A 20,945-nucleotide genomic window follows, 5' to 3' on the forward strand; every position below is an offset into this window, starting at 1 on the left:
CATGCCAGTATTAACACCCTTATCAACATGGTGGCAGCGTTCGGCAGAGAGTCTGGTAGCGCTATCCGGCAACCAGCAAATCAATGCAATGGCATTTGAGCAGCGTGTTGTCAGCTGGGTGGCCGTATTGGAGAACCAGGGGGGACAACGTTGGGCGGTGTTTCATCACGATGCAGCTGAATGTCTGGCCATTATCTGTGCGTTATGGCAGCTTGGCAGAACAGCCTGTCTGACCGGGGATAACTTACCTGACACAGTGGTACGACTCACCACAGAGGTTGATGGTTTTATCGGTGAGTTTGATATTGATTCGGTACTTCCGCAGGCTGAAAGTGCAGCGATTAAGCAGCAAATAAATTGGCAGATCATTGCTGCAGATCATCCGGCTATTGAAGTCTATACCTCAGGCACTACTGGCTTGCCCAAAGCCATCAGTAAGACGATGCAGCAACTTGAAGATGAACTTGCAGCGTTGGATGTACTGATGCCGGAATCACCCGCTGCCATCGTAGCCACCACGGTTTCCCATCAGCATTTATATGGACTGACCTTTCGTCTGTTCAGACCATTCTGTTATCAGCAGGCGTTCACAGCCCGGCTGAGCCAGTATGCGGAAGATTTAATTGCGCTGGTTGAGCAGCATTCCAGTTTCAGTTTAGTTTCCAGCCCCTCGCATTTGGGACGGATGAATCGTCTTCAGGATTGGCACTTGGTTCAGCCGAAATGCAGTGAGGTCTTTTCGTCAACAGCGCCGCTTAGTTTGGACAATAGTCTCAATGTTGCAGGTTTGCTGCAGGCGCCTGTCACTGAAATTTATGGCAGTTCTGAGACTGGCGCATTGGCATGGCGTCGCCAGCAATCTGATGATGAATCCTCTTTGTGGCAGCCGTTGGCTCATGTTGAATTGAGCAAAGCGAATGACGGGAGTTTAAACGTGTTGTTCTGCCATGATGCTACACAAGTCAACCTTGCCGATCAGGTCGAGTTTTCCCCGCAGGGTCATTTTAGCCTGCAAGGCAGAAAAGATCAGATAGTGAAGGTGGAAGGTAAGCGAGTGTCGCTCAATGAAATGAATGCGCTGTTACAAGCTTCACCCCTGGTTGAACAAGCTCAAGTTTTAACCCTGGCGCGTCATAGAATAGAAATGGCCGCTGTGATTGTGCTCAGCGATGCCGGAAATGCGTTGCTGCATGAGGTCGGCAGAAAACCATTGATTACTACGTTGAAAAAACAGTTAAGCAGCCATTTTGAAGCGGTGGTCATTCCCAGACGGTGGCGTTTTGTACAAGCCATGCCGATCAACTCGCAGGGTAAATTGCCAAAGCAACATTTAGTTGAGCTGTTTGCCAAACCAGCGGTGAAATGGCCTGAGCTCCTCAGCGTGAAACATCAGGAAGACGAAATCACCATAAATTGCTGTTTGCCGGAACAGTTGATCTACTTCGACGGGCACTTTACACAACAGCCGATTTTACCCGGGGTAGTTCAGGTGCATTGGGCAGAGTTCTACGGCAGAAAATATTTTGCGGTGCAGGGAAAATTTAAACAACTCGAAGCGTTAAAGTTTCAATTATTGCTACTGCCGGCTCAACGCGTTTCCATCAGCCTGCGTTATGACACGGAAAAGCAAAAACTGTTTTTCAGTTATCAATCCGAAGCGGGCACTCACTCTAGCGGCAGAATATGTTATGAATAATGCAACAACATCCCAGGCGTTTAAACCTGCCATATTGATACCCGTCTATAACCATGAACATGCGATTGGTGAAATTCTCGAAGCTATCCTGGTGTTTGGGTATCCCATCCTGCTGGTGGACGATGGCAGTGACGCTGCCTGTGAACAGGCATTAATTCAACTGCAGCAAAATTATTCAGATGAGGTTTCATTAATCCGTCTGCCACAGAATGGCGGTAAAGGCGCTGCAGTAAAGGCCGGTCTGATCTGGCTGAATCAGCAAGGTTTCACTCATGCTTTGCAAGTAGATGCAGATGGGCAGCATGATCTGGAGGATGTTGAATTATTCATGAACACGGCTAAACAGTTCCCACAGGCATTGGTGACAGGTTATCCGGAATATGATGCCTCCGTGCCCAAACTGCGTTTTTACAGTCGTTATCTGACCCATATCTGGATTTGGATTAATACACTGTCGCTGCAGGTCAAGGATAGTATGTGCGGCTATCGGGTTTATCCTGTTGCTCTACTGGTTAAGTTATTGGCTGAACAAAAATGTGGAAATCGCATGGAGTTTGACCCGGAAATCATGGTGCGCTGGGTCTGGGAAAAAGGTGTGGTAAAAAACCTGCCCACGAAAGTGCATTACCCGATTGATGGTGTGTCGCATTTTAATCTGTGGAAAGATAATGTGCTCATCACCGGCATGCATACACGTTTGTTTTTTGGCATGTTGTGGCGTTTACCGCGGCTTTTATGGCAAAAATGCCATGACTAAGCGTCATCATTGGTCCCGGATCAGCGAGTCAGGCACTGTCTTCGGTATGAAGCTGCTGCTGTTGGTCTATCGATTGCTTGGGCGGTGGGGCTTTCGGGTTGTTCTGTTTCCGGTGATAGCCTATTACTATCTCCGAAATCAGCCTGCCAGACAGGCTTCACAGCAATATCTGTCGCGTATTCAATCCTATTTGCCGGCACAAAAACCACTATCGTCTTTCAAACATTTTCTGATGTTCGGGGAAACGCTGCTCGACAAGTTTCTGGTGTGGATGGGGCAGATCACCCTGAATGATGTGCAATTTCAAACTGACGGTTTATTTGAGCAGGCGATTGAGAACAAACAGGGCGGCATTATCATCGTCTCGCATCTGGGCAATACTGAAGTCTGTAATGCGTTGGCACGGCAACAACCGGATTTGAAATTAACCTTGCTGGTCTATACCCGCCATGCTGAAAAATTTAATTCGCTGATGCAGAAGGTGAATCAACAAGCGCAGGTTGAGATGTATCAAGTCACCGAAATGTCGCCGGCTTTTGCCATGTTGATGTCTGAACGAGTTGAGGCCGGGGAGTTTCTGGTGATAGCGGGCGATCGCACGCCGGTCACCGGGGAGCAGCGGGTTTCCGAAGTGGATTTTCTGGGGGCTTCAGCACCAATGCCTCAGGGTGGATTTATTCTTGCAGGCTTGCTTGGCTGTCCGGTGTTTTTGATGTTCTGCCTGAAACATCCGGATGGTTATCATATTTATCTTGAGCAATTTGCCGAAAAATTAAGCTGGTCGCGTCGTGAGCGGCAGTTAAAGCTTGATAATGTGGTGCAGCAATATGCGAAGTGTTTACAGCATTATTGTCTTAAAGCTCCGCTACAGTGGTTCAATTTTTATCCATTCTGGTCAGCCGAAATAGACAGCAACAGGAAATCTGAATGAGACAAGCTGAAGTGTTAATTGAAGTGCCCTTTCATGATGTTGATGTGATGCGGATTGCCTGGCACGGGCACTATGTGAAGTACTTTGAAATAGCCCGCTGCGCTTTATTGGATGCCATTGACTATAACTATCCGCAGATGCATGAATCAGGCTTTGGCTGGCCGGTTATCGATTTACGCGTGCGTTATGCGCAGCCTTTGCGCTTTCAGCAGAAGATCCGGGTGATTGCCAGATTAACCGAATGGGAAAACCGCTTGAAAATTGATTATCTGATTGAAGATGCCCAGACCGGTCAACGTTTAACAAAGGGCTATACCGTTCAGGTGGCCGTTGATATGCAAACGGAAGAAATGTTGTTTGTCTCGCCGGATATTTTATTTCAAAAGCTGGGGTTGCAACCATGAAACGCTGGTTAATACTGCTGTGGTTTGTCATATCACCGGTTCATGCCGAGTTGTCCTATGAATTGCTCACGCAGTTAACCGAGTCGCCAGAGCGGTTGCAGGGCGAATTCAAACAGGAAAAGTATCTGGCAGAATTTGATATCACACTGCTGTCCAGCGGGGTTTTCAACTATCAACGCAATGAATTCATTCGCTGGCAGACCTTAACACCAATTGAAAATGAATTGATCATGAAGCCAGACAGTATCACCAGCAGTCAGGGTGGTGATGATTTGATCTCACTGAAAGCCGATCACGATCCTGCGACGAAAGTTCTCACGGAAATCTTCTTTGCCGTGTTAACGGCCGACTGGTATGCCTTATCTGAATATTTCTTTGCTAATGGCGATTATCAGAATAATCGCGACTGGCAGGTCAAACTAACGCCCAGAAAGCCAACCCTCAAACAAGCCATCAATCAGGTGGAATTATCAGGCGATACATTGATGCGTAAAGTGGTTTTACATGAAAAAAACGGGGATATCACCCGGATTGATTTCCTGAATCTGCAACAATGATTTATCGTCTACTGGCGTCGAAAGTTGCCGCTATCGTCTGGGGTTTGCTGGTGATAACGCTGCTGTGTCTGGCGTGGATAAAACAACCCGCTATTGATACCAGCATGATGAGTTTGCTGCCGGAATCGCAGCAACAGCCGCTGGTTCGGGAAGCTTCGGCTCAAATGGGACAACGTTTTGCAGAGCGCTTGATTATCCTGATTTCCGGGCAGGACAAACAGCAATTGCAACAAGCCACGCAAACCATTGCAGAGCGCTATCAGCAGATCCCGGAAGTCGACTCTGTTGTGTGGCAGATAGATGATCAGCAAATTGAACAATCTCAGCACGCTTCAGATGCCTACCGTTATGTATTACTAACTGAAAAGATGCGACTAGCGTTGCAGAATAATACGGAGGCTGTTGCTAAACGTGCTTTGAGCATGATTTACAGCCCGATGCAAATGGGCGGGCAAAACCTGAAAGCCGATCCGTTTGGTTTATCATCAGCCTGGCGTAGCGCCCAGTCACCTCTGATAAATATTGAAATGGATGAGCAAGGCTATTTACGCCTCCCCGGAGATAACGGTTTTACCAACCTGTTAATCATTCAGCTTAAGGGTGATGCCTTTTCGATCAACGTTCAGCAGGCGGTGTTATCTGTTTTCGACGAATTGACCACTCGCTTTAGTGAGCAGGATATAGAGCTGCTGCCTTCGGGGTTGCTGGTGCATGCTGACGCCGGTGCTCGTCAGGCTGAAAAAGAAATCTCGACTATCGGGCTGGGGTCATTGGCAGGCATTCTTATCCTAATGTTGTGGGTGTTCCGCCGTGTGCGGCTGGTCACTGTTTTATTACTGCCGATTGTAGTGGGCTGTGCGGTAGCAACAGCTGTCGTCATGCTGGTTTTTGAACGGGTACATATTGTGACTTTTGCTTTTGGTGCCGGGCTGATTGGGGTGGCAATTGACTACGCGTTACATTTTATCTGTGAAAGACAACGCCACCAGCTGGTGTTGCCGCGCATCATGCCAGGACTTTTTTTAGGACTGTTTTCCAGTGTGCTGGCTTATGCTGCCATCGCCATGACGCCTTTTCCGGGCCTAAGACAAATGGCAGTATTTTCTGCTGTTGGACTCATCGCGGCATGGCTGACAGTCGTCATCGCGTTGCCCAGGCTGACCCAAAATGACCCTCTCAAAGAGTTGAGTGCAGCCAAACGATTGCAACAGTGGCAAGCAGCCTGCCCGGCGCTTGCTAAAAATAATGGGTTCAAGTATGGGCTCGCGATACTCACCATAATGGCAATCGCCATTATCTGGACAGGGAAAACGGAAGATGACATCCGTTTGCTGCAAACCTCTCCTGCCCATTTGCTGGAGCAGGAAACCCGAATTCAGACGCGTCTGGGCTTGAATAGCAGCACACAATTTTTATTGATTCCCTGCGATCAATTGGAGCAGTGCCTGCAACAGGAAGAAGCCATTCGTCCCTGGCTGAGTCAGCTGGTTGATAACGGCAATTTGGTTCAGTTCAGCTTATTGGCCGATCGCCTGCCTTCTTTGAAAAGACAAGAAAGCAATGCCTATTTGGTGGAAACGCTTTATAACGCTGAATTAAAAAAGCTATTTACGACGCTGAATCTGACGGATGCCGCTGCGACCCAAGCAATGGAGATGATGCAGTATGGGTTGGCCAATCGATTGACAGCAGAACAGCTTCCAAACAACGGATTAGGTGGCATATTAAGTTCGCAGATCATTCATACAGATCACAATGGCCTTGCCACGATGGTCAGTCTTACCGCGAGCCAGCCCAGGCAGTTAGCACAACAGTTAAGTTTAAAAAAGCATTTCCCGGAGCTGGTACTGGTCGATCAGGTTGAGGCCATTTCCAGCTTGATGGCCGATTATCGTCAGCAGATTATGATCTGGATTGCATTGGCTTACCTGTTGCTGTTTGTGATTTTGTTTTCCCGATATAAACTAGCCGCCTGGCGAATCATCATGCCGCCGATGTTGGCATCATTATTCACGCTCAGCATCCTGATGCTGTGCCTTCCCGGAATTAATTTATTTCATATCATGGCGTTGATCCTGGTGCTTGGGATTGGGCTGGATATGGGGATTTTTCTGACAGAAACACAGCAGGCCGCCAATACCTGGCTGGCGGTGACTCTGTCGGTGATAACCAGTTTATTGGCGTTTGGTCTGCTTTCACTCAGCCAAACGCCTGTGTTGCAGCATTTTGGGCTGACCGTGTTTTTGGGGTTGGCGATGATTTGGATATTAACGACGTTATTACGTCAGCCTTCTCAGGGAGTTGAATAAGTGGCTACACAAAAAGGGATTTTCGATGTCATTGTGATTGGCGCAGGACCTTCGGGAGCAGTCGCCTCGGCATTGCTGAATAAACGGGGCTATAACGTTCTGGTGCTGGAACGATCACATTTTCCCCGTTTTTCAATAGGAGAAAGTCTGTTGCCACAAAGCATGGCATTCCTCGAACAGGCTGATATGCTCGAAGCCGTTCAGGCTGCAGGTTTTCAGTTCAAAGACGGTGCTGCATTCAGTTGCGGCGAGCGTTATGAATTTTTTAATTTTAACGAAAAATTTTCCGAAGGCTGGGGCACTACCTTTCAGGTACAGCGCGATATTTTTGATAAAGTGCTGGCGGACGAAGCGGCCAGACAAGGTGTTGATATTCGTTATGGTCAGTCAGTCACCCGGTTTGACTATGACGAAAATCTTGGTGTGGCGGCAGTTGAGGTAGTGGATGAAGCCGGACTCACTCAGCAGTTTCACGCTAAATTTGTGCTTGATGGCAGTGGGTATGGTCGCGTATTACCCAAACTGCTTAATCTGGAGAAAGCGGCCAATTTTGAACCCAGAACCTCGTTATTTACCCATGTAGAAGATGCCATCAGCGATCCGGACTACGATCGCAATAAAATTCTGATCACTGTGCATCCTCAGCATCGTGATGTCTGGTACTGGCTGATTCCATTCAGCAATGCCCGATCCTCGGTTGGAGTGGTGGCCTCAAAAACATTTATCGATGCGCTATCAGGAACGGATGAAGAGAAGTTAAAACAGTTGATTGCTGAGTCCGGCTGGATGAGCGATTTACTGGCATCGGCTACTTTTGATACACGAATAGGGTCATTGACCGGTTATGCCTGCGATGTGACGCAAATGTACGGGCCGGGCTATGCGTTGCTGGGCAATGCCGGTGAGTTTTTAGACCCGGTGTTTTCATCGGGCGTGACCATCGCGTTTAAATCTGCCAGTCTGGCGGTTGATGTATTGAGCCAGCAATTGCAGGGCGGTACACCTGATTGGCAGCAACAGTTTGTCAGGCCTTTACAACACGGGGTGAACACATTCCGGGAATTCGTTGAAGGCTGGTATGACGGCCGTTTACAGGATGTCATTTTTACCACACAGAAAAATGATCCGGTAAAACGTATGATTAGTTCAATTCTGGCTGGCTATGCCTGGGATATCAAAAATCCGTTTGTAAAAGATTCCAAGCGTTTGACGGCGTTAGCAGAGCTATGCCGAAATATATAATTGTCTTTTTACTGTTAAGCGCTGCTTTTATTAGCGGTTGCAGCCTGAATCCCTTCAGATGGAATACGCATCAGGACTTGTTTTTGCTATCACCTGCAACCGGACCGGAGCCAATTTTGTTGCAGCAGAAATTGACGTTTGTTGCCGGTGGCAAACAGCAGCAATTTCTGCTGGTAACGGATATCAAAGCGGAAAAGTTTAAGGTGCTGGTATTGATGCCTACCGGTATGACAGTACTGAAAATGTCTTATGATGGCGCGGAATTTCTGCAACAGAATATGACGGATATCACCATCCCGGCAGAACAGATCATGGCGGTGATGCAGTTTGCCTTATGGCCCGAAGCGGCGTTGATGAATCGTTATTCCGCTCCTGATGGCTGGCTTTTGGCGCTGGATAACACCTCTCGTCAGTTATCAGAAAACAACCGTTTAAAGCTGGATGTTCAATATAAAGAAGACAGTGTGTTGATTAAAAATATTCAGGATCATTACCTGGTGATAATACAATCGCTTGATGCGGGGGCGTTGTGAAGCAAAACGACGTGTTCCTTAATACAGTTGGTTTGTTATGCGCCGCTGGCAACAGTGCTGACTCGCTGAAACAAAACCTGTTGTCGGATGCGAACTTTCTCACCCTCGACGATTCTTTTGGTGCGACGCCATTGCCGCTGGGGATTTGTCATGATGACCTGCCGGTTAACCCATTAACATCGTCTCGCTGGCAAAGTCGCAATAACCAGTTCGCCTTAGCGGCTTATCTGCAAATAAAATCACAGGTTGAAGAGGCTGTTGCGCGTTTTGGTTCTGATCGCGTTGGCATTGTGATTGGCACCAGCACTTCCGGAATTGCCGATGCTGAACCGGCAATCAGAAGCGCTGTTGAGTCCGGCAATTTGCCAGACAAATATCACTACAATATCCAGGAGATGGGCAATCCGGCGCAGTTTATTGCTGAGCTAACGGGTGTCAAAGGACCGGTTTACGCGATTTCTACCGCCTGCTCTTCAGGAGCAAAGGCGCTTGCAAGCGGCAAAAGGCTGATCACCGCAGGCGTTTGTGATGTTGTTATAGCGGGTGGCGTTGATACCTTATGCCGACTCACTGTTCAGGGCTTTTCTGCATTAGAAGCTGTTAGCACCGAAGTATGTAATCCATTCAGTAAAAACCGTAACGGCATCAATATTGGTGAAGCGGCCGCGTTGTTTGTGCTTTCCAGACAGCGACAAGGTGTGATTTTGCGAGGCATTGGTGAAAGCAGCGATGCCCACCATATTTCGGCGCCTGAACCTAATGGCGAAGGGGCGGCAAGCTGCATGAGACTGGCGATGGAAGATGCCGGGCTTGAGGCTAAACACATTGATTATATAAATTTGCATGGCACTGCCACGACGTTAAATGATCAGATGGAATCGATTGCGGTCAATCAGCTATTCGGCAATAACGTGTTATGCAGCTCCACTAAACCTTTCATCGGCCATACCTTAGGGGCTGCTGGTGCCATTGAGGCGGCTATTTGTTGGCTGATGCTGGCAGATGAGCAAGGGAGTGCCCCAATACATCGTTGGGATGGCGAGCCTGATCCGACGATTCCTAATTTGAATTTAGTCACAGCAAATCAACCCGCTAAATTTTATAAATACGTATTGAGCAATTCATTTGCCTTTGGCGGTAATAATATTGCGTTGATTCTGGAACGCGCACCATGATGGAACCATATCAGGTGGCCGATCTGGTGCCACATTCAGGCAGCATGTCATTATTAACGAGAGTGACGGCTTACGGTGAACAATGGCTGGAAGCCGAAGTGGATATTAACTTGCAAAGCATGTTTGTCGAAGAAAAGGGTGTGCCCGCCTGGATTGGTGTGGAATATTTAGCCCAGGCCATTGCGGCTTATGCCGGTTTACAACAAAGACAACAATCGCAACCGCCCAAGTTAGGTTTTCTGCTGGGTACTCGACGTTACCAGAGCAACACCGATTGGTTTGCCATGGGCCTAACCCTGTCAATCCGGGTGGAGTGTGAAATGCAGGCTGAAAATGGGCTGCATGTTTTCCGTGGCCAATTGCGTGGAGATCAGATTGCTGCATCGGCGAATCTTAATGTATACCAACCTGACGATGCCAGTCAGTTTTTAGAGGAAGCTATTCGATGAGTGAAACCATTTTAGTCACCGGGTCGAGCCGAGGGATCGGTAAAGCGATAGCGCTGCGTCTCGCCAGACAAGGTTACGATATCGTGCTGCATTGTCGAAGCAACAGAGCACAAGCTGATGCCGTCGCCGCCGAAATAACTGCACTGGGACGTCAGGTTCGGGTATTGCAATTTGATATTGCCGATCGCGAACAAACCGCGTCAATCCTGGAACAGGATGTCGAACAGCATGGTGCTTATTATGGTGTGGTGTGTAATGCCGGCATTGCCAGAGATAACGCTTTTCCAGCGATACCCGGTGATGAATGGGACCTGGTGATCAGAACCAATCTGGATGGTTTTTATAATGTGTTGCAGCCGATTATCATGCCCATGATTCGCCGCAGAAAACCTGGCAGAATCGTCACCTTATCATCAGTTTCCGGAGTGGTCGGAAATCGTGGTCAGGTCAATTACAGTGCGGCGAAAGCCGGTATTATCGGTGCAAGTAAAGCACTGGCCGTTGAGTTGGCCAAACGCAAAATAACCGTGAACTGTGTGGCGCCCGGATTGATTGATACGGAAATGACAGAAGATATTCATATGGAAGAAGCGATGAAAATGATCCCTATGCAGAGGGTCGGCACGGTAGCTGAAGTCGCTGGAACAGTGAGCTTTTTGATGAGCGAAGAAGCGGCGTATATCACCCGACAGGTGATTTCGGTCAATGGCGGTATGTGTTAATGAAGCGGGTTGTAGTAACGGGCATGAGCGGTTTTTCCCCGATTGGCAATGACTGGTCTGCGATAAAAACGCGGCTACAAAATATGCAAACCGGTATTCAGCGTATTGATGCATGGGATAAATACACCGAGCTAAATACCCGATTAGGTGCGCCAGTTGAAAACTTTGTCATGCCTGCTCATTACAAACGTAAAGATTTACGCAGCATGGGCCGTGTCGCCCAGTTGGCCGTTCGTAGCACTGAATTGGCCTTTGAAGATGCTGGCTTGTTGAATGATGAGATCCTCAGCAGTGGGGAAGTGGGCGTGGCTTATGGTTCTTCTGCTGGTGATACCGATGCGATTGCGGATTTTGGCAACATGTTGCTGAACCATACCAGCGATGGCCTCAATGCCAACTCCTATATCAAAATGATGGCGCATACCGCGCCGGTTAATATTGGTATTTATTTTGGATTACGCGGCCGGGTTTTGACGACCTCAAGTGCCTGTACTTCTGGAAGCCAAGCCATAGGCTATGCCTATGAGGCCATTAAATATGGTCATCAGACCATTATGGTGGCGGGTGGATGTGAAGCCTTATGTGCTACTGAAGCCGCTGTGTTTGACACGTTGTACGCCACCAGTATTAAAAATGACACTCCCCATTTGAGTCCCCGGCCGTTTGATAAACAGCGAGATGGTCTGGTGATCGGTGAAGGTGGTTGCACCTTGATTCTTGAAGATCTGGAGCATGCCTTAGCACGCAATGCCTTTATATATGCTGAATTGGTCGGATTTGGCACCAACTCAGATGGCAGTCATGTCACACAACCTTCAGCCGTGACCATGGAAAAAGCCATGCGGTTAGCGCTCAGTTGTGCAAACGTAAACCCGGATGAAATTGGTTATATCAGTGCACATGGCACGGCAACCGATCGCGGTGACATTGCTGAGTCGTCAGCGACAGCCGCTGTTTTTGGAAATAATACGCCGATCAGCTCATTCAAAAGTTTTACTGGACATACGCTGGGTGCCTGTGGCGCTTTGGAGTCCTGGGTGGCGATTCAGATGATGCGTGAAAACTGGTTTCATGCCACGGCGAATCTGGATGAAGTTGATCCGGCATGTGGCGATCTGGATTACATCATGCACGAACCACGACATATCGAGACGGATGTGATTATGAGTAATAACTTTGCTTTTGGTGGAATCAATACCTCACTTATTTTTAAACGATGGAAATAACTTTTAACAACGTAAGGAAACAGAAAATGAATTTAAAACAATGGGTGATTGGCGCGTCTTTGCTGGCTTTCAGTGGATTGCTGCAAGCGTTTGAAACCGATGAGCAACGTATTGCACATAAGCTCAACATTCTCGAATCAGGTAGTGTTGAACAGAAAGAGCAGATGCTGGAACGCCTGCAATGGTCGGGGCTTTCTGATCCGTTGTTGTTTGATCCAATGGAAAAAGATTTATTGGCCGCCCAGGAGACGAAATATTTCGGACGCGATGAACTCAGCGTTTTGTCGTATAAAGTCAGAGCATTGGGCTACAGCGGCAACCCTAAATATCAGCCAACATTGCAATTACTGGCAAATAAGGCTGAAAACGGCAAGTTAAAACGTCATGCATCTAAAGCGAAAACAGACTTGGCGCAATTCCAGGCTATCCAGAATAAACTTGCCACGGTATCGTTAACGGATGCTGGATTACCGGCTGAAGTGATCAGCTATATCAAGTTATTAGAGACGAATGATGCTGAAGCACAAAGACTGGCTGCCAGAGCGATTTTCCATGAGCAGCGAACCGAACAAGCATTATTGGACGTTGCAGCAGCCAAACTGCAAGCCATGTATATGGATCCCAATCTTGATAAAGTGGCACAGGATTCTGCAGCATGGCTGAGTAAGGCATTAAAGCAAGCCACAGGCTATGAAATTTTATTGCAGAAAGTGGCCTCTGATACACCGCATAAGAAAATCAGAAAATACGCGAGTTAATACTGAACCTGTTTACGCATATCCATCAGGATTGTGCGTCTGCCAGTGCCAACTGTCGGCGCACATTCTGTTGATATCCAACTCGGCTTTCCAGTTCAACGTCTTGATGGCCAGTGAGGGATCCGCAACACAACGCGCCAGATCCTTGGCCCGGCGAGCCACCATTTCAAATGGAATTTTCTGACCAGAAACCTTCTCAAAAGCGGCAATTACTTCCAATACCGAATAGCCACGGCCTGTACCAATATTCAAGGTCAAAACGTCCGAGCTGTCGAGCGCTTTTATCAGTGCTTTGACATGAGCTTTTGCTAAATCGGCCACATGAATGTAATCACGCACTCCGGTGCCATCCCTTGTCTTATAATCATTTCCATAAATAAATAGCTTATCCCGCTTGCCTGTAGCTACTTGCGAAAGGCATGGCATCAAGTTGGTCGACGTGGCATTGGAATGCTCGCCAATCAAACCGGAGAAATGGGCTCCTACCGGATTAAAATAGCGAAGCAGGGCAATAGACCAGGCCGGATCAGCACGATGCAGGTCAGTTAATATCTGTTCAATAATTAATTTAGAGCGGCCATAAGGATTGTTTGCCGCCAGCGGAAAATCCTCGCGGATCGGCTGGTTGGATATTTCGGCATAAACGGTGGCTGATGAGCTGAAAATAAGTGTTTTACAATCAAACTCAGCCATCACATTACACAGCGTAATCGTGCCACTGACGTTGTTATCGTAATACGACATCGGTTGTGAAACCGATTCATTTAAGGTCTTCAGACCGGCAAAGTGAATGACAGCGGCAATGTTATATTGGCGAAACACCGCTTCCAGCGTTTCACGATGGCGAATATCGCCCTGCACAAAGGTTATTTTCTGCTGAATAATGCTTTCAATACGGGGCAATACTTTGGCGGATGAGTTTGACAGATTATCCAGAACAACCAGCTTATAGCCACTGTTGGCCAGCTCAACACAGGTATGCGAGCCAATATAACCTGCACCACCGGTGACCAAAATCATCTTGTCATCCATAACGTGTTGCATCTGAATCATCTTGCTGAGTTTGTCTTTGATTGACGAACAACGAAGCCGTTAACCGAAATACAGGCGGAAGGCTGAAGTGGATTCGAACTGCATCAATTCGTTGACCAGTTCCTGAATTTTAGGCTCAGCATCAATAAATTTACCCATATTGCCGCCACCACGGGTGGAGTCATAAATGGCTTCGCCATCCAAATTGCCATTATGGAAAATCTTTATTTCTGCATATGACATATAAAGCGCCAGATCCCAAGTCCATTTAGCTACATAAGTGGCAGTCCATTCACAGCTTTCAGGCACGTTTCTCTCGGAGACGACTCGGTGCTGAATGCCACGGGCAGACAGTGTGGACTTAAATTCCTTTAGAAACCCTTCACGTGTATCGGTGTTTTCGATAATGCAAAGTTCAGCTGCCTGGGGGATTTCAGCAGGTTCCACCGTTTGTTTTATCGAACACCCTGTCAACGTCACTGAGGTGAGTAAAAGCCATCCAATGTGTTTAAACATTTTCGTTCCTTGAAATTGAGCTATCTGAAGAGTTACCCGACTGAACCATGCGGTTATTGATGAGACGATTAAAAGTCCAGCAATAAGCAGTGCCGCAGAATTATAGGAGGAAAATTTTATCGATGAAAGGATTTATTCCAGTTTCTGTGGCCAGGTTTGCTGTGATATTTTGATTTTGAGTGGGAAAGTCGCAGCTCGATTCAGCCTGCCGGTTACGCTACCCGGCATTATTTATGTAAACTGGCTTATCTCCACTATTGAGATAAGCCATCGCTATGAAATCTGTCAAAGCCGTTCTCCGCCAATATCGCCTTTTGCTGATCTCCATAGTGAGTATCGTCGTGCTCTATACCCTTATCGGTTTCTTTTTGTTGCCCTGGCTGGCAGAAAAGCATCTGGTGAAGACCATGCAGCAACGACTTGGTGTGAATGCCAGTGTTGAACAGATTCAATTTAATCCCTATACCTTCGAAGCAACAATCCGTCAGCTGCAATTAAACACTGAGCAGGATGAGCCGCTGGCAGCATGGGAAAAGCTTTATCTCAATCTGCAACCGTTGCAATTATTCAGGCTCACGCTGCGAATCGAGGATATCAGCCTGGCGAATACCGAATTGAATTTCCGGCGGTATACCAATACAGACAATACGTTAACCCGATTAGCCGATAAATGGGCGGCAACGGCGGAGCCGGAAAACGATGCCGAACGAGAAGAAGTCAGCGAGCAGGGTGATTCATTATTCACGCTGGAAATCGGGGCGTTCAACTACACTGATGGCAAAATTCTTTACCGGGATGAGGTTCCTAATGAGCCTTTTGAAACGGTCTTAAGTCCAATCAATATTCATCTTGAAAATTTCTCTACCGAGGCCGGACAAACCGCCAGCCAGGATCTGGTGATTGAACTGGAAAATAACGCCACGCTGACATTAGACGGAAATCTGAGCTTGTCACCGTTACAACTGGCAGGTCAGGTTAAGCTGCAAAATTTCAGCCTGCAAACACCCTATCGTTATCTGCAGGCGCAACTGCCATTTGAATTCAAAGAAGGTCGGCTGGATCTGCAACTGGCCTATGATATTGATATGGCGGGTGAAGCGGCAGAGGTTGATATCAGTGCGATTGATATCGATCTGGCAGACTTCAGCATTCATCCTTCCGAAGCTGCAGAGGCGATATTGCAGGCGGGAACGCTGACGGTCAGCAATGGACGTTATCGCTATCCGCAAAATCAACTGATATTGGATGAAGTTTCGGTGGTCGATTTCAAGCTGGCGGCGACCCGAGACAATGAGGGCGAACTTGACTGGTTGCAGCTAATCGCTGACCTGCCCGGACAAGATTCCGAATCTGCGACTGAAGAAACCGAACAGCCAGCTGCTGAACAGACGGGTTCACCGTTCACGCTGCAAATTGGACAGTTTAGTTACAGTAATGGCACATTCCGTTATCGTGATGAAAAGCCCGATGAAGCGTTTGAGACTGTGCTCAGTCCTATTGCCATTCAGCTAGAAAATTTTTCAACAGAGGCCGGACAAACTGCCGACATAGATCTACTGATCGAGTTGGAAAATGACGCCAAACTGGCGGTAAATGGTGGTTTGAGCTTGTCACCATTACAGTTGTCAGGTCAGGCGAGCCTGAATAATTTCAGCTTACAGATGCCCTATCGCTATGTTAAGGCAGAGATCCCCGTTGAACTGAATGGCGGCCGCCTGGATCTGCAAGTGACTTACGATGTTGATTTGGCAGATGAAACGCCAAAAGTGAATCTCAGCGCCATTGACCTCGCATTGGCCGATATCAGTATTCATCAGCCCGGAGAATCTGATGCGTTACTCAAAGGCGGAACGCTGGCCGTCACCAATGGTAATTATGCCTACCCGGAAAATCAGCTCAGCATGGAAAACATCGCTCTGGATGATTTCAAGCTGGCTGCAAGCCGAAACCAGGAAGGCGAACTCAACTGGTTGCAATTAATCGATTCATTGCCGAAATCTGATCAAGACGAAGCTGATCAGACTAATCAGCCGTCCTTGCAGCTGGATATTGCCAATATTGAAATCAATAACACCGCCCTGGCTGTGGAAGACCAAATGCCAGCTACGCCTGCCAATCTGGCTTTGATGTTGTCTGCCAGTATGCAGGACTTCAGCCTGGCAGAAGATCAACAGATGCCATTTACCAGCATTATCGGTCTGGAATCTGGCGGCGATATTGAGGTTAGCGGCGATTTACAGCTATTTCCTGCTGTTTCGCTGAATGCCGAGGCGAATGTAAATCAGTTATCTCTGGTGCCTCTCCAGGCCTATTTAAGTGAATACGCCCATATTGACATTCTGGATGGCAAAATTGACGTAATCGCCAGTTTGATTAGCGATCAACAAGAACCCTTTGCCTTACAGGGCGATCTCACACTGGCAGAACTGCAACTGGATAACCAGAAACTCAATGAAAAGCTGCTCAGCCTCGACAATTTATCCGTTAATAAAGTGGACTTTTCACTTGCAGAGCAACGTGTGGCGATCTCAGAAGTCATTGTTGATGCCTTATACAGTCGGGTATTAATCAACGAAAACGGTGACACCAATCTGGCATTGCTGATAAAAGAGCAAGCGGCAAGTGAAAATGCTGAAGCCAATACGGCAAAATCAGATGACGCAAACGGCTATGACATTTCACTGGGTCGGGTGAAGATTAATAATGCCAGTTCGCAGTTTACCGATCAGAACTTGCCCATTGTTTTTGATGCCAATATGCAGAAACTCAATGGCGAAATCAGTGGTTTTTCTTCCAGCTCGAAGCAACCTGTCAATATTGAGTTGGAAGGCCAGGTGGACGAATTTGGTCTGGTTGAAATCAATGGTGCACTGAATCCGTTGAATGTGACCGGACAGACCAATATCACGCTGGCGTTCAGTAATCTGGATTTACCCTCAATGACGCCCTATACCGTCAAGTTCGCCGGACGGGAGATTGCTGAAGGTAAAGCCGATATCGATCTGACTTATGAAATTGTGGAAAGCGACTTATCGGCATCCAACAACATCGTGATTCGTGATATTCGTTTAGGCGGACGCGTCGAGTCACCTGATGCCATGGATCTTCCGTTGGATCTGGCCGTGTCATTACTGAAAAACAGTGATGGTGTGATCGAACTCAATATCCCTGTCAGTGGTGATATAAACGACCCTGAGTTTGCCATCGGGCCGGTGATCCGGGGAGCTATCGGTAACGCGATAAGAAATATTGTCACAGCGCCTTTCCGGTTCCTCGGCAGCCTGATTGGTAGTGATGATGATCCCATTGATTCGATTCGCTTTCGCGCCGGACGCATTGATATTGCACCACCTGAACAGGAAAGACTGCTCAAATTAGTTGAGGCCTTATCGCAACGACCACAACTGGCCTTACAAATACCCGCGCCATTTGATGAAACGGCGGATAAACAAGCACTGCAAAAAACAGCGGTTGAACAACGTATTGAGAGTCTTATGAGTGAAAAAAACTCAGAAGATCAGCGGGAAACCCAACGCCAGGAAATACTGGAACAACTCTACACAGCAGCGGGATTAAGTCCTGATTTGCAAACCATCCAGCAGGAGTTGACCACCAGCGAAGCTGAAGAACAAACAGAAGCCGAACTGGATGTACTGGCCTATAACGCCAAGTTAAAAGAACAACTAATTAAAGTTGAATCCGTCAGTGACTCCCAATTGCAAACACTCGCCACACAAAGACAGAATGCCGTGTTTGAATTCATCCAACAAAACGGTGAATTAAACAATGATCAACTGCAAACCCAAGATAGTGTTTCTACAAAAGCAGATGAGGGTTGGCTGAAAATGAAATTTGATCTGGGAACCATCTAATGCGTGTTTTGGCATAAGTCATGAGAACATCACAAATAGAAGCTCAGAGAATAGAATCTGGCTCCTATACACCCTGAAAAAGGATCTCAGACATGACAACTCTAGACTACAAGGCAATGCTGGAAGTGGCGATAAACGAAGCGCGACAGGGCTTAGCCGAGGGTGGCATTCCTATCGGTGCTGCGGTGTTTAATAAAAATGGCGAACTTCTCGGTGCCGGTCATAACCGCAGAATTCAGGAAAATGATCCTTCTGTTCATGCCGAGACCGATGCCTTTCGTAAGGCCGGAAGACAAAAATCCTATCGCGACAAAATCATGGTCACAACACTTGCACCCTGTTGGTATTGCAGTGGCCTGGCACGGCAATTCAACTTCGGCACAGTGGTGGTGGGCGAATCCGTCAATTTTGACGGCGGCTTGGATTGGTTACGCGAAAATGGCGTAGAGGTCATCGATCTCAATTCACAGGAATGCATCAAAATGCTTGGCGATTTTATTGCCCAAAACCCAGAAGTCTGGAATGAGGATATTGGTGAAGATTAGGGACTGTATATTTGATCTCATTTAACCCTTCAAACTACTCCAATAACAGCAGCAAACAAAAATACTGGAAATTATTATGAAAGTTGAAACGTTAAGAGATGTCCTTCACTGGACAAGCGAGTTCCATCAACACCTAACAGAATGTTTAAAACGTGGTGCCGATAAAACTGAAAATACGAGAGCACAAATGCTGCTTAACTATTTGTCAGAGCATGAAGAAAAGCTCGGACATGCTGTGCACCAATTCGAAGTCACAGGCAATGAACATGCGTTAAATACCTGGTGCTATGAGTACTTTGATAAAAACCCCATTGTGCAACATCATCATTGCGATGCACCATTTGCTGAGCTATCGACCACCGACATTATGCAAGTAATCATTCATCAACATCAGCAAATCATTGATCTTTATCGTTACCTGCATGACCGTGTGGATATCACCTCAGCAAAAGAGTTGATGGAAGAGCTCAGATCTTTTGAAGAGCATGAAATTATGGTGATGTCACAGTCAGCTAATCGGTTAGAAGATATTTGAGATCGAAACCTTAGCGATATAAACACTCTGCCCTCTAGTGAAGTCAATTACTTCATGATGGAAAACCTAAGGGATATTCCCGGCCTCTCATTGGTAATAACCAAAAATGACGATGGAGTGTGCGGGTCAACAATATTCGCAAATGAATCTGGTTATTGCTAGTGCACGTTGACAGCTAAGAAAATCAAGGGAAAGCATGAAGCTACAAGGGAAAATATCAAACTGGAATGATGATCGAGGCTTTGGTTTTGTCGAGCCAAATGGTGGTGGAGAGCGTGCTTTTGTGCATATTAAAGCCTTTAACCCACCATCCCGTCGACCAGTAAATGGTGAAGTTATTATCTATGAATTAGCTCGAGATAATAACAATCGTTATAAAGCTGAAAACATCCAATTTGCTCGTGACATTTCTAAGTCAAAAAAACGAGAAAAAGTAAAAAGCCAAAGAGGCTTCGGCGGCGTCTTTACCATTCTCTTTTTCATTGGGCTGATGATATCCGTCTTCAGTGGAAAGTTGCCTTTAATCATTCTCGGTCTGTATCTACTCATGAGCCTGATTGCGTTTATCGCTTACGCGATGGATAAATCCGCGGCTAAAAATGGCCAATGGAGAATCCAAGAAAGCACCTTGCACTTACTTTCTCTAATCGGTGGATGGCCAGGAGCCTATATCGCCCAAAAGAAATTACGCCATAAATCAATCAAAAAAGCGTTTATAAACGTTTATTGGGTAACGGTTCTGTTGAATATAGCTGGTTTGTTTTGGCTTCATACAGAGAAAGGAGCAAACTTCATTAATAATATGGTTCTGCCATTATTTAATAGCTAATAAGCCAATCAAGTTTGTTGAATCATTGATCATTGGAGGTACAAATGGAGGATCTGATATCTGATGCCACTGTGGAAGTCATTAACACAGCGGAACTAATTCTCTTTCACCGCAATGGATATTACCCCTCTCGTTTCTATTTGGAGCGAAAAATCAATACTAGATCTTCGCTTCAAAATGTACGTGCAAGACTCATAGCACTTAATCAGTTTATTGCTGAGCATGATCTGGAGCAGCATGAAACTGGTTTTGAAGTCGGTGAAAACCTTGATTGGTTGTTCTACGAACAGGAGATTGAAGTTGTTCCGATTTATCAGGAAGCTGTAGCTTTAGTCGAACGCCATCAAATTATACCGCTGAGTCGAATCCAGAATTTTCTGTTATTTATGAAAATACCCGGTTCGCGCACTGCCGTAGATCCTGAGAACCATGGTAATGGATATCACTTCCACTATGGAGAAGTTAGGAGAGATGTCTTGGTTAGATACGACGTGCTACTTACATTTGACAAAGCGAAGTCTGAAACAGATAGTGCAATTATTTCTGAAACACCTTTGTACATTGAACCTCATGGCGTGGGGAAATATGTTCATATTGATGCATCTACAATTGGTCATAATCGTCGCCTGCCAGTCTATTTAGTTTGCGACAAAATAATGCGTAAGCGAGGAATTCAGAATTTCATGTCACCATCAAATGACTCATGGCAATTTTATCCATTAGCCTAACAACGTAAATTCAGTTGATCGACAAAAGGAAAAAATCAAAAAGCCAAGGGCCAGCCAACTTGATATGTTTTCATAATTTACCAAGCTGGCTGAACACTTTATCGTCTTTAGCCTGCCAAATTCATATGG

The 20,945-nt window shown here is 46.7% G+C and carries 20 protein-coding genes; 18 read left to right on the top strand and 2 right to left on the bottom strand.

Features of this window, described 5'->3' with window-relative positions; genetic code table 11:
* Position 1: 1 nt before the first annotated feature.
* Genes B2337_RS13920 through B2337_RS13980 form a run of 13 tightly spaced genes read left to right on the top strand, consistent with a single transcriptional unit; the run spans position 2 to position 12,759 of the window.
* Entirely contained in the window at positions 2-1,696 is a 1,695-nt protein-coding gene (locus B2337_RS13920; protein ID WP_292413882.1) for an AMP-binding protein, read from the top strand.
* Positions 1,689-2,453: a glycosyltransferase family 2 protein gene (locus tag B2337_RS13925; RefSeq protein ID WP_292413883.1), complete on the top strand. Its 765-nt coding sequence runs from the start codon at positions 1,689-1,691 to the stop codon at positions 2,451-2,453. Before B2337_RS13920 ends, B2337_RS13925 begins: the two co-directional genes overlap by 8 nt.
* Positions 2,446-3,384: a hypothetical protein gene (locus tag B2337_RS13930; protein WP_292413884.1), complete on the top strand. Its 939-nt coding sequence runs from the start codon at positions 2,446-2,448 to the stop codon at positions 3,382-3,384. Before B2337_RS13925 ends, B2337_RS13930 begins: the two co-directional genes overlap by 8 nt.
* A complete protein-coding gene (locus B2337_RS13935) occupies positions 3,381-3,788 on the top strand; it encodes an acyl-CoA thioesterase (protein WP_292413885.1) in 408 nt (135 codons plus the stop codon). The genes B2337_RS13930 and B2337_RS13935 overlap by 4 nt, the downstream gene beginning before the upstream one ends.
* Positions 3,785-4,345: an outer membrane lipoprotein carrier protein LolA gene (locus B2337_RS13940; RefSeq protein WP_292413886.1), complete on the top strand. Its 561-nt coding sequence runs from the start codon at positions 3,785-3,787 to the stop codon at positions 4,343-4,345. Before B2337_RS13935 ends, B2337_RS13940 begins: the two co-directional genes overlap by 4 nt.
* Entirely contained in the window at positions 4,342-6,654 is a 2,313-nt protein-coding gene (locus tag B2337_RS13945; protein ID WP_292413887.1) for an MMPL family transporter, read from the top strand. Before B2337_RS13940 ends, B2337_RS13945 begins: the two co-directional genes overlap by 4 nt.
* Positions 6,655-7,896, top strand: a complete 1,242-nt coding sequence (locus B2337_RS13950; RefSeq protein WP_292413888.1) for an NAD(P)/FAD-dependent oxidoreductase — start codon at positions 6,655-6,657, stop codon at positions 7,894-7,896.
* Entirely contained in the window at positions 7,881-8,429 is a 549-nt protein-coding gene (locus tag B2337_RS13955) for a DUF3261 domain-containing protein (protein ID WP_292413889.1), read from the top strand. The genes B2337_RS13950 and B2337_RS13955 overlap by 16 nt, the downstream gene beginning before the upstream one ends.
* Complete coding sequence (locus B2337_RS13960) at positions 8,426-9,604, top strand: beta-ketoacyl-ACP synthase (protein WP_292360785.1); 1,179 nt, start codon at positions 8,426-8,428, stop codon at positions 9,602-9,604. The genes B2337_RS13955 and B2337_RS13960 overlap by 4 nt, the downstream gene beginning before the upstream one ends.
* The gene (locus B2337_RS13965; RefSeq protein WP_292413891.1) at positions 9,601-10,053 is read left to right on the top strand and encodes a hypothetical protein; all 453 of its coding nucleotides are present in this window, start codon (positions 9,601-9,603) and stop codon (positions 10,051-10,053) included. The genes B2337_RS13960 and B2337_RS13965 overlap by 4 nt, the downstream gene beginning before the upstream one ends.
* Positions 10,050-10,775, top strand: a complete 726-nt coding sequence (locus B2337_RS13970) for a 3-ketoacyl-ACP reductase FabG2 (RefSeq protein ID WP_292360783.1) — start codon at positions 10,050-10,052, stop codon at positions 10,773-10,775. Before B2337_RS13965 ends, B2337_RS13970 begins: the two co-directional genes overlap by 4 nt.
* Positions 10,775-12,001 carry a beta-ketoacyl-ACP synthase gene (locus tag B2337_RS13975; RefSeq protein WP_292360782.1) on the top strand — a complete coding sequence of 409 codons (1,227 nt, stop codon included), beginning with the start codon at positions 10,775-10,777 and terminating at the stop codon, positions 11,999-12,001. Before B2337_RS13970 ends, B2337_RS13975 begins: the two co-directional genes overlap by 1 nt.
* A gap of 26 nt (positions 12,002-12,027) precedes the next feature.
* Positions 12,028-12,759, top strand: a complete 732-nt coding sequence (locus B2337_RS13980; RefSeq protein ID WP_292413892.1) for a hypothetical protein — start codon at positions 12,028-12,030, stop codon at positions 12,757-12,759.
* A gap of 12 nt (positions 12,760-12,771) precedes the next feature.
* Here B2337_RS13980 and galE read toward each other — a convergent pair whose 3' ends face one another.
* The gene (gene galE / locus B2337_RS13985) at positions 12,772-13,803 is read right to left on the bottom strand and encodes a UDP-glucose 4-epimerase GalE (protein WP_292360779.1); all 1,032 of its coding nucleotides are present in this window, start codon (positions 13,801-13,803) and stop codon (positions 12,772-12,774) included.
* A gap of 48 nt (positions 13,804-13,851) precedes the next feature.
* A complete protein-coding gene (locus tag B2337_RS13990) occupies positions 13,852-14,307 on the bottom strand; it encodes an Sbal_3080 family lipoprotein (RefSeq protein ID WP_292413893.1) in 456 nt (151 codons plus the stop codon).
* Between the two features lie 275 nt (positions 14,308-14,582).
* On the opposite strand from B2337_RS13990, the gene B2337_RS13995 reads away from it, so the two are divergent.
* The 5 genes from B2337_RS13995 (at position 14,583) to B2337_RS14015 (ending at position 20,816) form a co-directional block, all read left to right on the top strand.
* Positions 14,583-18,179 (top strand): DUF748 domain-containing protein, encoded by a 3,597-nt coding sequence (locus B2337_RS13995; protein WP_292413894.1) that lies wholly within the window; start codon positions 14,583-14,585, stop codon positions 18,177-18,179.
* Positions 18,180-18,271: 92 nt separating this feature from the next.
* Positions 18,272-18,724 carry a nucleoside deaminase gene (locus tag B2337_RS14000; RefSeq protein ID WP_292413895.1) on the top strand — a complete coding sequence of 151 codons (453 nt, stop codon included), beginning with the start codon at positions 18,272-18,274 and terminating at the stop codon, positions 18,722-18,724.
* Between the two features lie 187 nt (positions 18,725-18,911).
* On the top strand, positions 18,912-19,259 hold the full coding sequence (locus B2337_RS14005; protein ID WP_292742764.1) for an ATPase: 348 nt from the start codon (positions 18,912-18,914) through the stop codon (positions 19,257-19,259).
* A 196-nt stretch (positions 19,260-19,455) separates the two neighbouring features.
* Complete coding sequence (locus tag B2337_RS14010; RefSeq protein ID WP_292413897.1) at positions 19,456-20,088, top strand: cold shock and DUF1294 domain-containing protein; 633 nt, start codon at positions 19,456-19,458, stop codon at positions 20,086-20,088.
* Between the two features lie 44 nt (positions 20,089-20,132).
* The gene (locus tag B2337_RS14015; RefSeq protein ID WP_292413898.1) at positions 20,133-20,816 is read left to right on the top strand and encodes a hypothetical protein; all 684 of its coding nucleotides are present in this window, start codon (positions 20,133-20,135) and stop codon (positions 20,814-20,816) included.
* Positions 20,817-20,945: the final 129 nt, after the last annotated feature.

The organism is Methylophaga sp. UBA3192 (genome assembly GCA_002363955.1).
In the GTDB taxonomy this organism is placed as follows: Bacteria; Pseudomonadota; Gammaproteobacteria; order Nitrosococcales; family Methylophagaceae; genus Methylophaga.

What these genes read in the sequence shown, in the direction of transcription:
- B2337_RS14015 (WP_292413898.1), top strand. Translation starts at nt 20,133, where the DNA reads ATGGAGGATCTGATATCTGATGCCACTGTGGAAGTCATTAACACAGCG.
- B2337_RS13940 (WP_292413886.1), top strand. Translation starts at nt 3,785, where the DNA reads ATGAAACGCTGGTTAATACTGCTGTGGTTTGTCATATCACCGGTTCAT.
- B2337_RS14005 (WP_292742764.1), top strand. Translation starts at nt 18,912, where the DNA reads ATGCTGCTTAACTATTTGTCAGAGCATGAAGAAAAGCTCGGACATGCT.
- B2337_RS13980 (WP_292413892.1), top strand. Translation starts at nt 12,028, where the DNA reads ATGAATTTAAAACAATGGGTGATTGGCGCGTCTTTGCTGGCTTTCAGT.
- B2337_RS14010 (WP_292413897.1), top strand. Translation starts at nt 19,456, where the DNA reads ATGAAGCTACAAGGGAAAATATCAAACTGGAATGATGATCGAGGCTTT.
- galE (WP_292360779.1), bottom strand. Translation starts at nt 13,803, where the DNA reads ATGCAACACGTTATGGATGACAAGATGATTTTGGTCACCGGTGGTGCA.
- B2337_RS13970 (WP_292360783.1), top strand. Translation starts at nt 10,050, where the DNA reads ATGAGTGAAACCATTTTAGTCACCGGGTCGAGCCGAGGGATCGGTAAA.
- B2337_RS13995 (WP_292413894.1), top strand. Translation starts at nt 14,583, where the DNA reads ATGAAATCTGTCAAAGCCGTTCTCCGCCAATATCGCCTTTTGCTGATC.
- B2337_RS13955 (WP_292413889.1), top strand. Translation starts at nt 7,881, where the DNA reads ATGCCGAAATATATAATTGTCTTTTTACTGTTAAGCGCTGCTTTTATT.
- B2337_RS13945 (WP_292413887.1), top strand. Translation starts at nt 4,342, where the DNA reads ATGATTTATCGTCTACTGGCGTCGAAAGTTGCCGCTATCGTCTGGGGT.
- B2337_RS14000 (WP_292413895.1), top strand. Translation starts at nt 18,272, where the DNA reads ATGACAACTCTAGACTACAAGGCAATGCTGGAAGTGGCGATAAACGAA.
- B2337_RS13965 (WP_292413891.1), top strand. Translation starts at nt 9,601, where the DNA reads ATGATGGAACCATATCAGGTGGCCGATCTGGTGCCACATTCAGGCAGC.
- B2337_RS13935 (WP_292413885.1), top strand. Translation starts at nt 3,381, where the DNA reads ATGAGACAAGCTGAAGTGTTAATTGAAGTGCCCTTTCATGATGTTGAT.
- B2337_RS13925 (WP_292413883.1), top strand. Translation starts at nt 1,689, where the DNA reads ATGAATAATGCAACAACATCCCAGGCGTTTAAACCTGCCATATTGATA.
- B2337_RS13930 (WP_292413884.1), top strand. Translation starts at nt 2,446, where the DNA reads ATGACTAAGCGTCATCATTGGTCCCGGATCAGCGAGTCAGGCACTGTC.
- B2337_RS13990 (WP_292413893.1), bottom strand. Translation starts at nt 14,307, where the DNA reads ATGTTTAAACACATTGGATGGCTTTTACTCACCTCAGTGACGTTGACA.
- B2337_RS13920 (WP_292413882.1), top strand. Translation starts at nt 2, where the DNA reads ATGCCAGTATTAACACCCTTATCAACATGGTGGCAGCGTTCGGCAGAG.
- B2337_RS13975 (WP_292360782.1), top strand. Translation starts at nt 10,775, where the DNA reads ATGAAGCGGGTTGTAGTAACGGGCATGAGCGGTTTTTCCCCGATTGGC.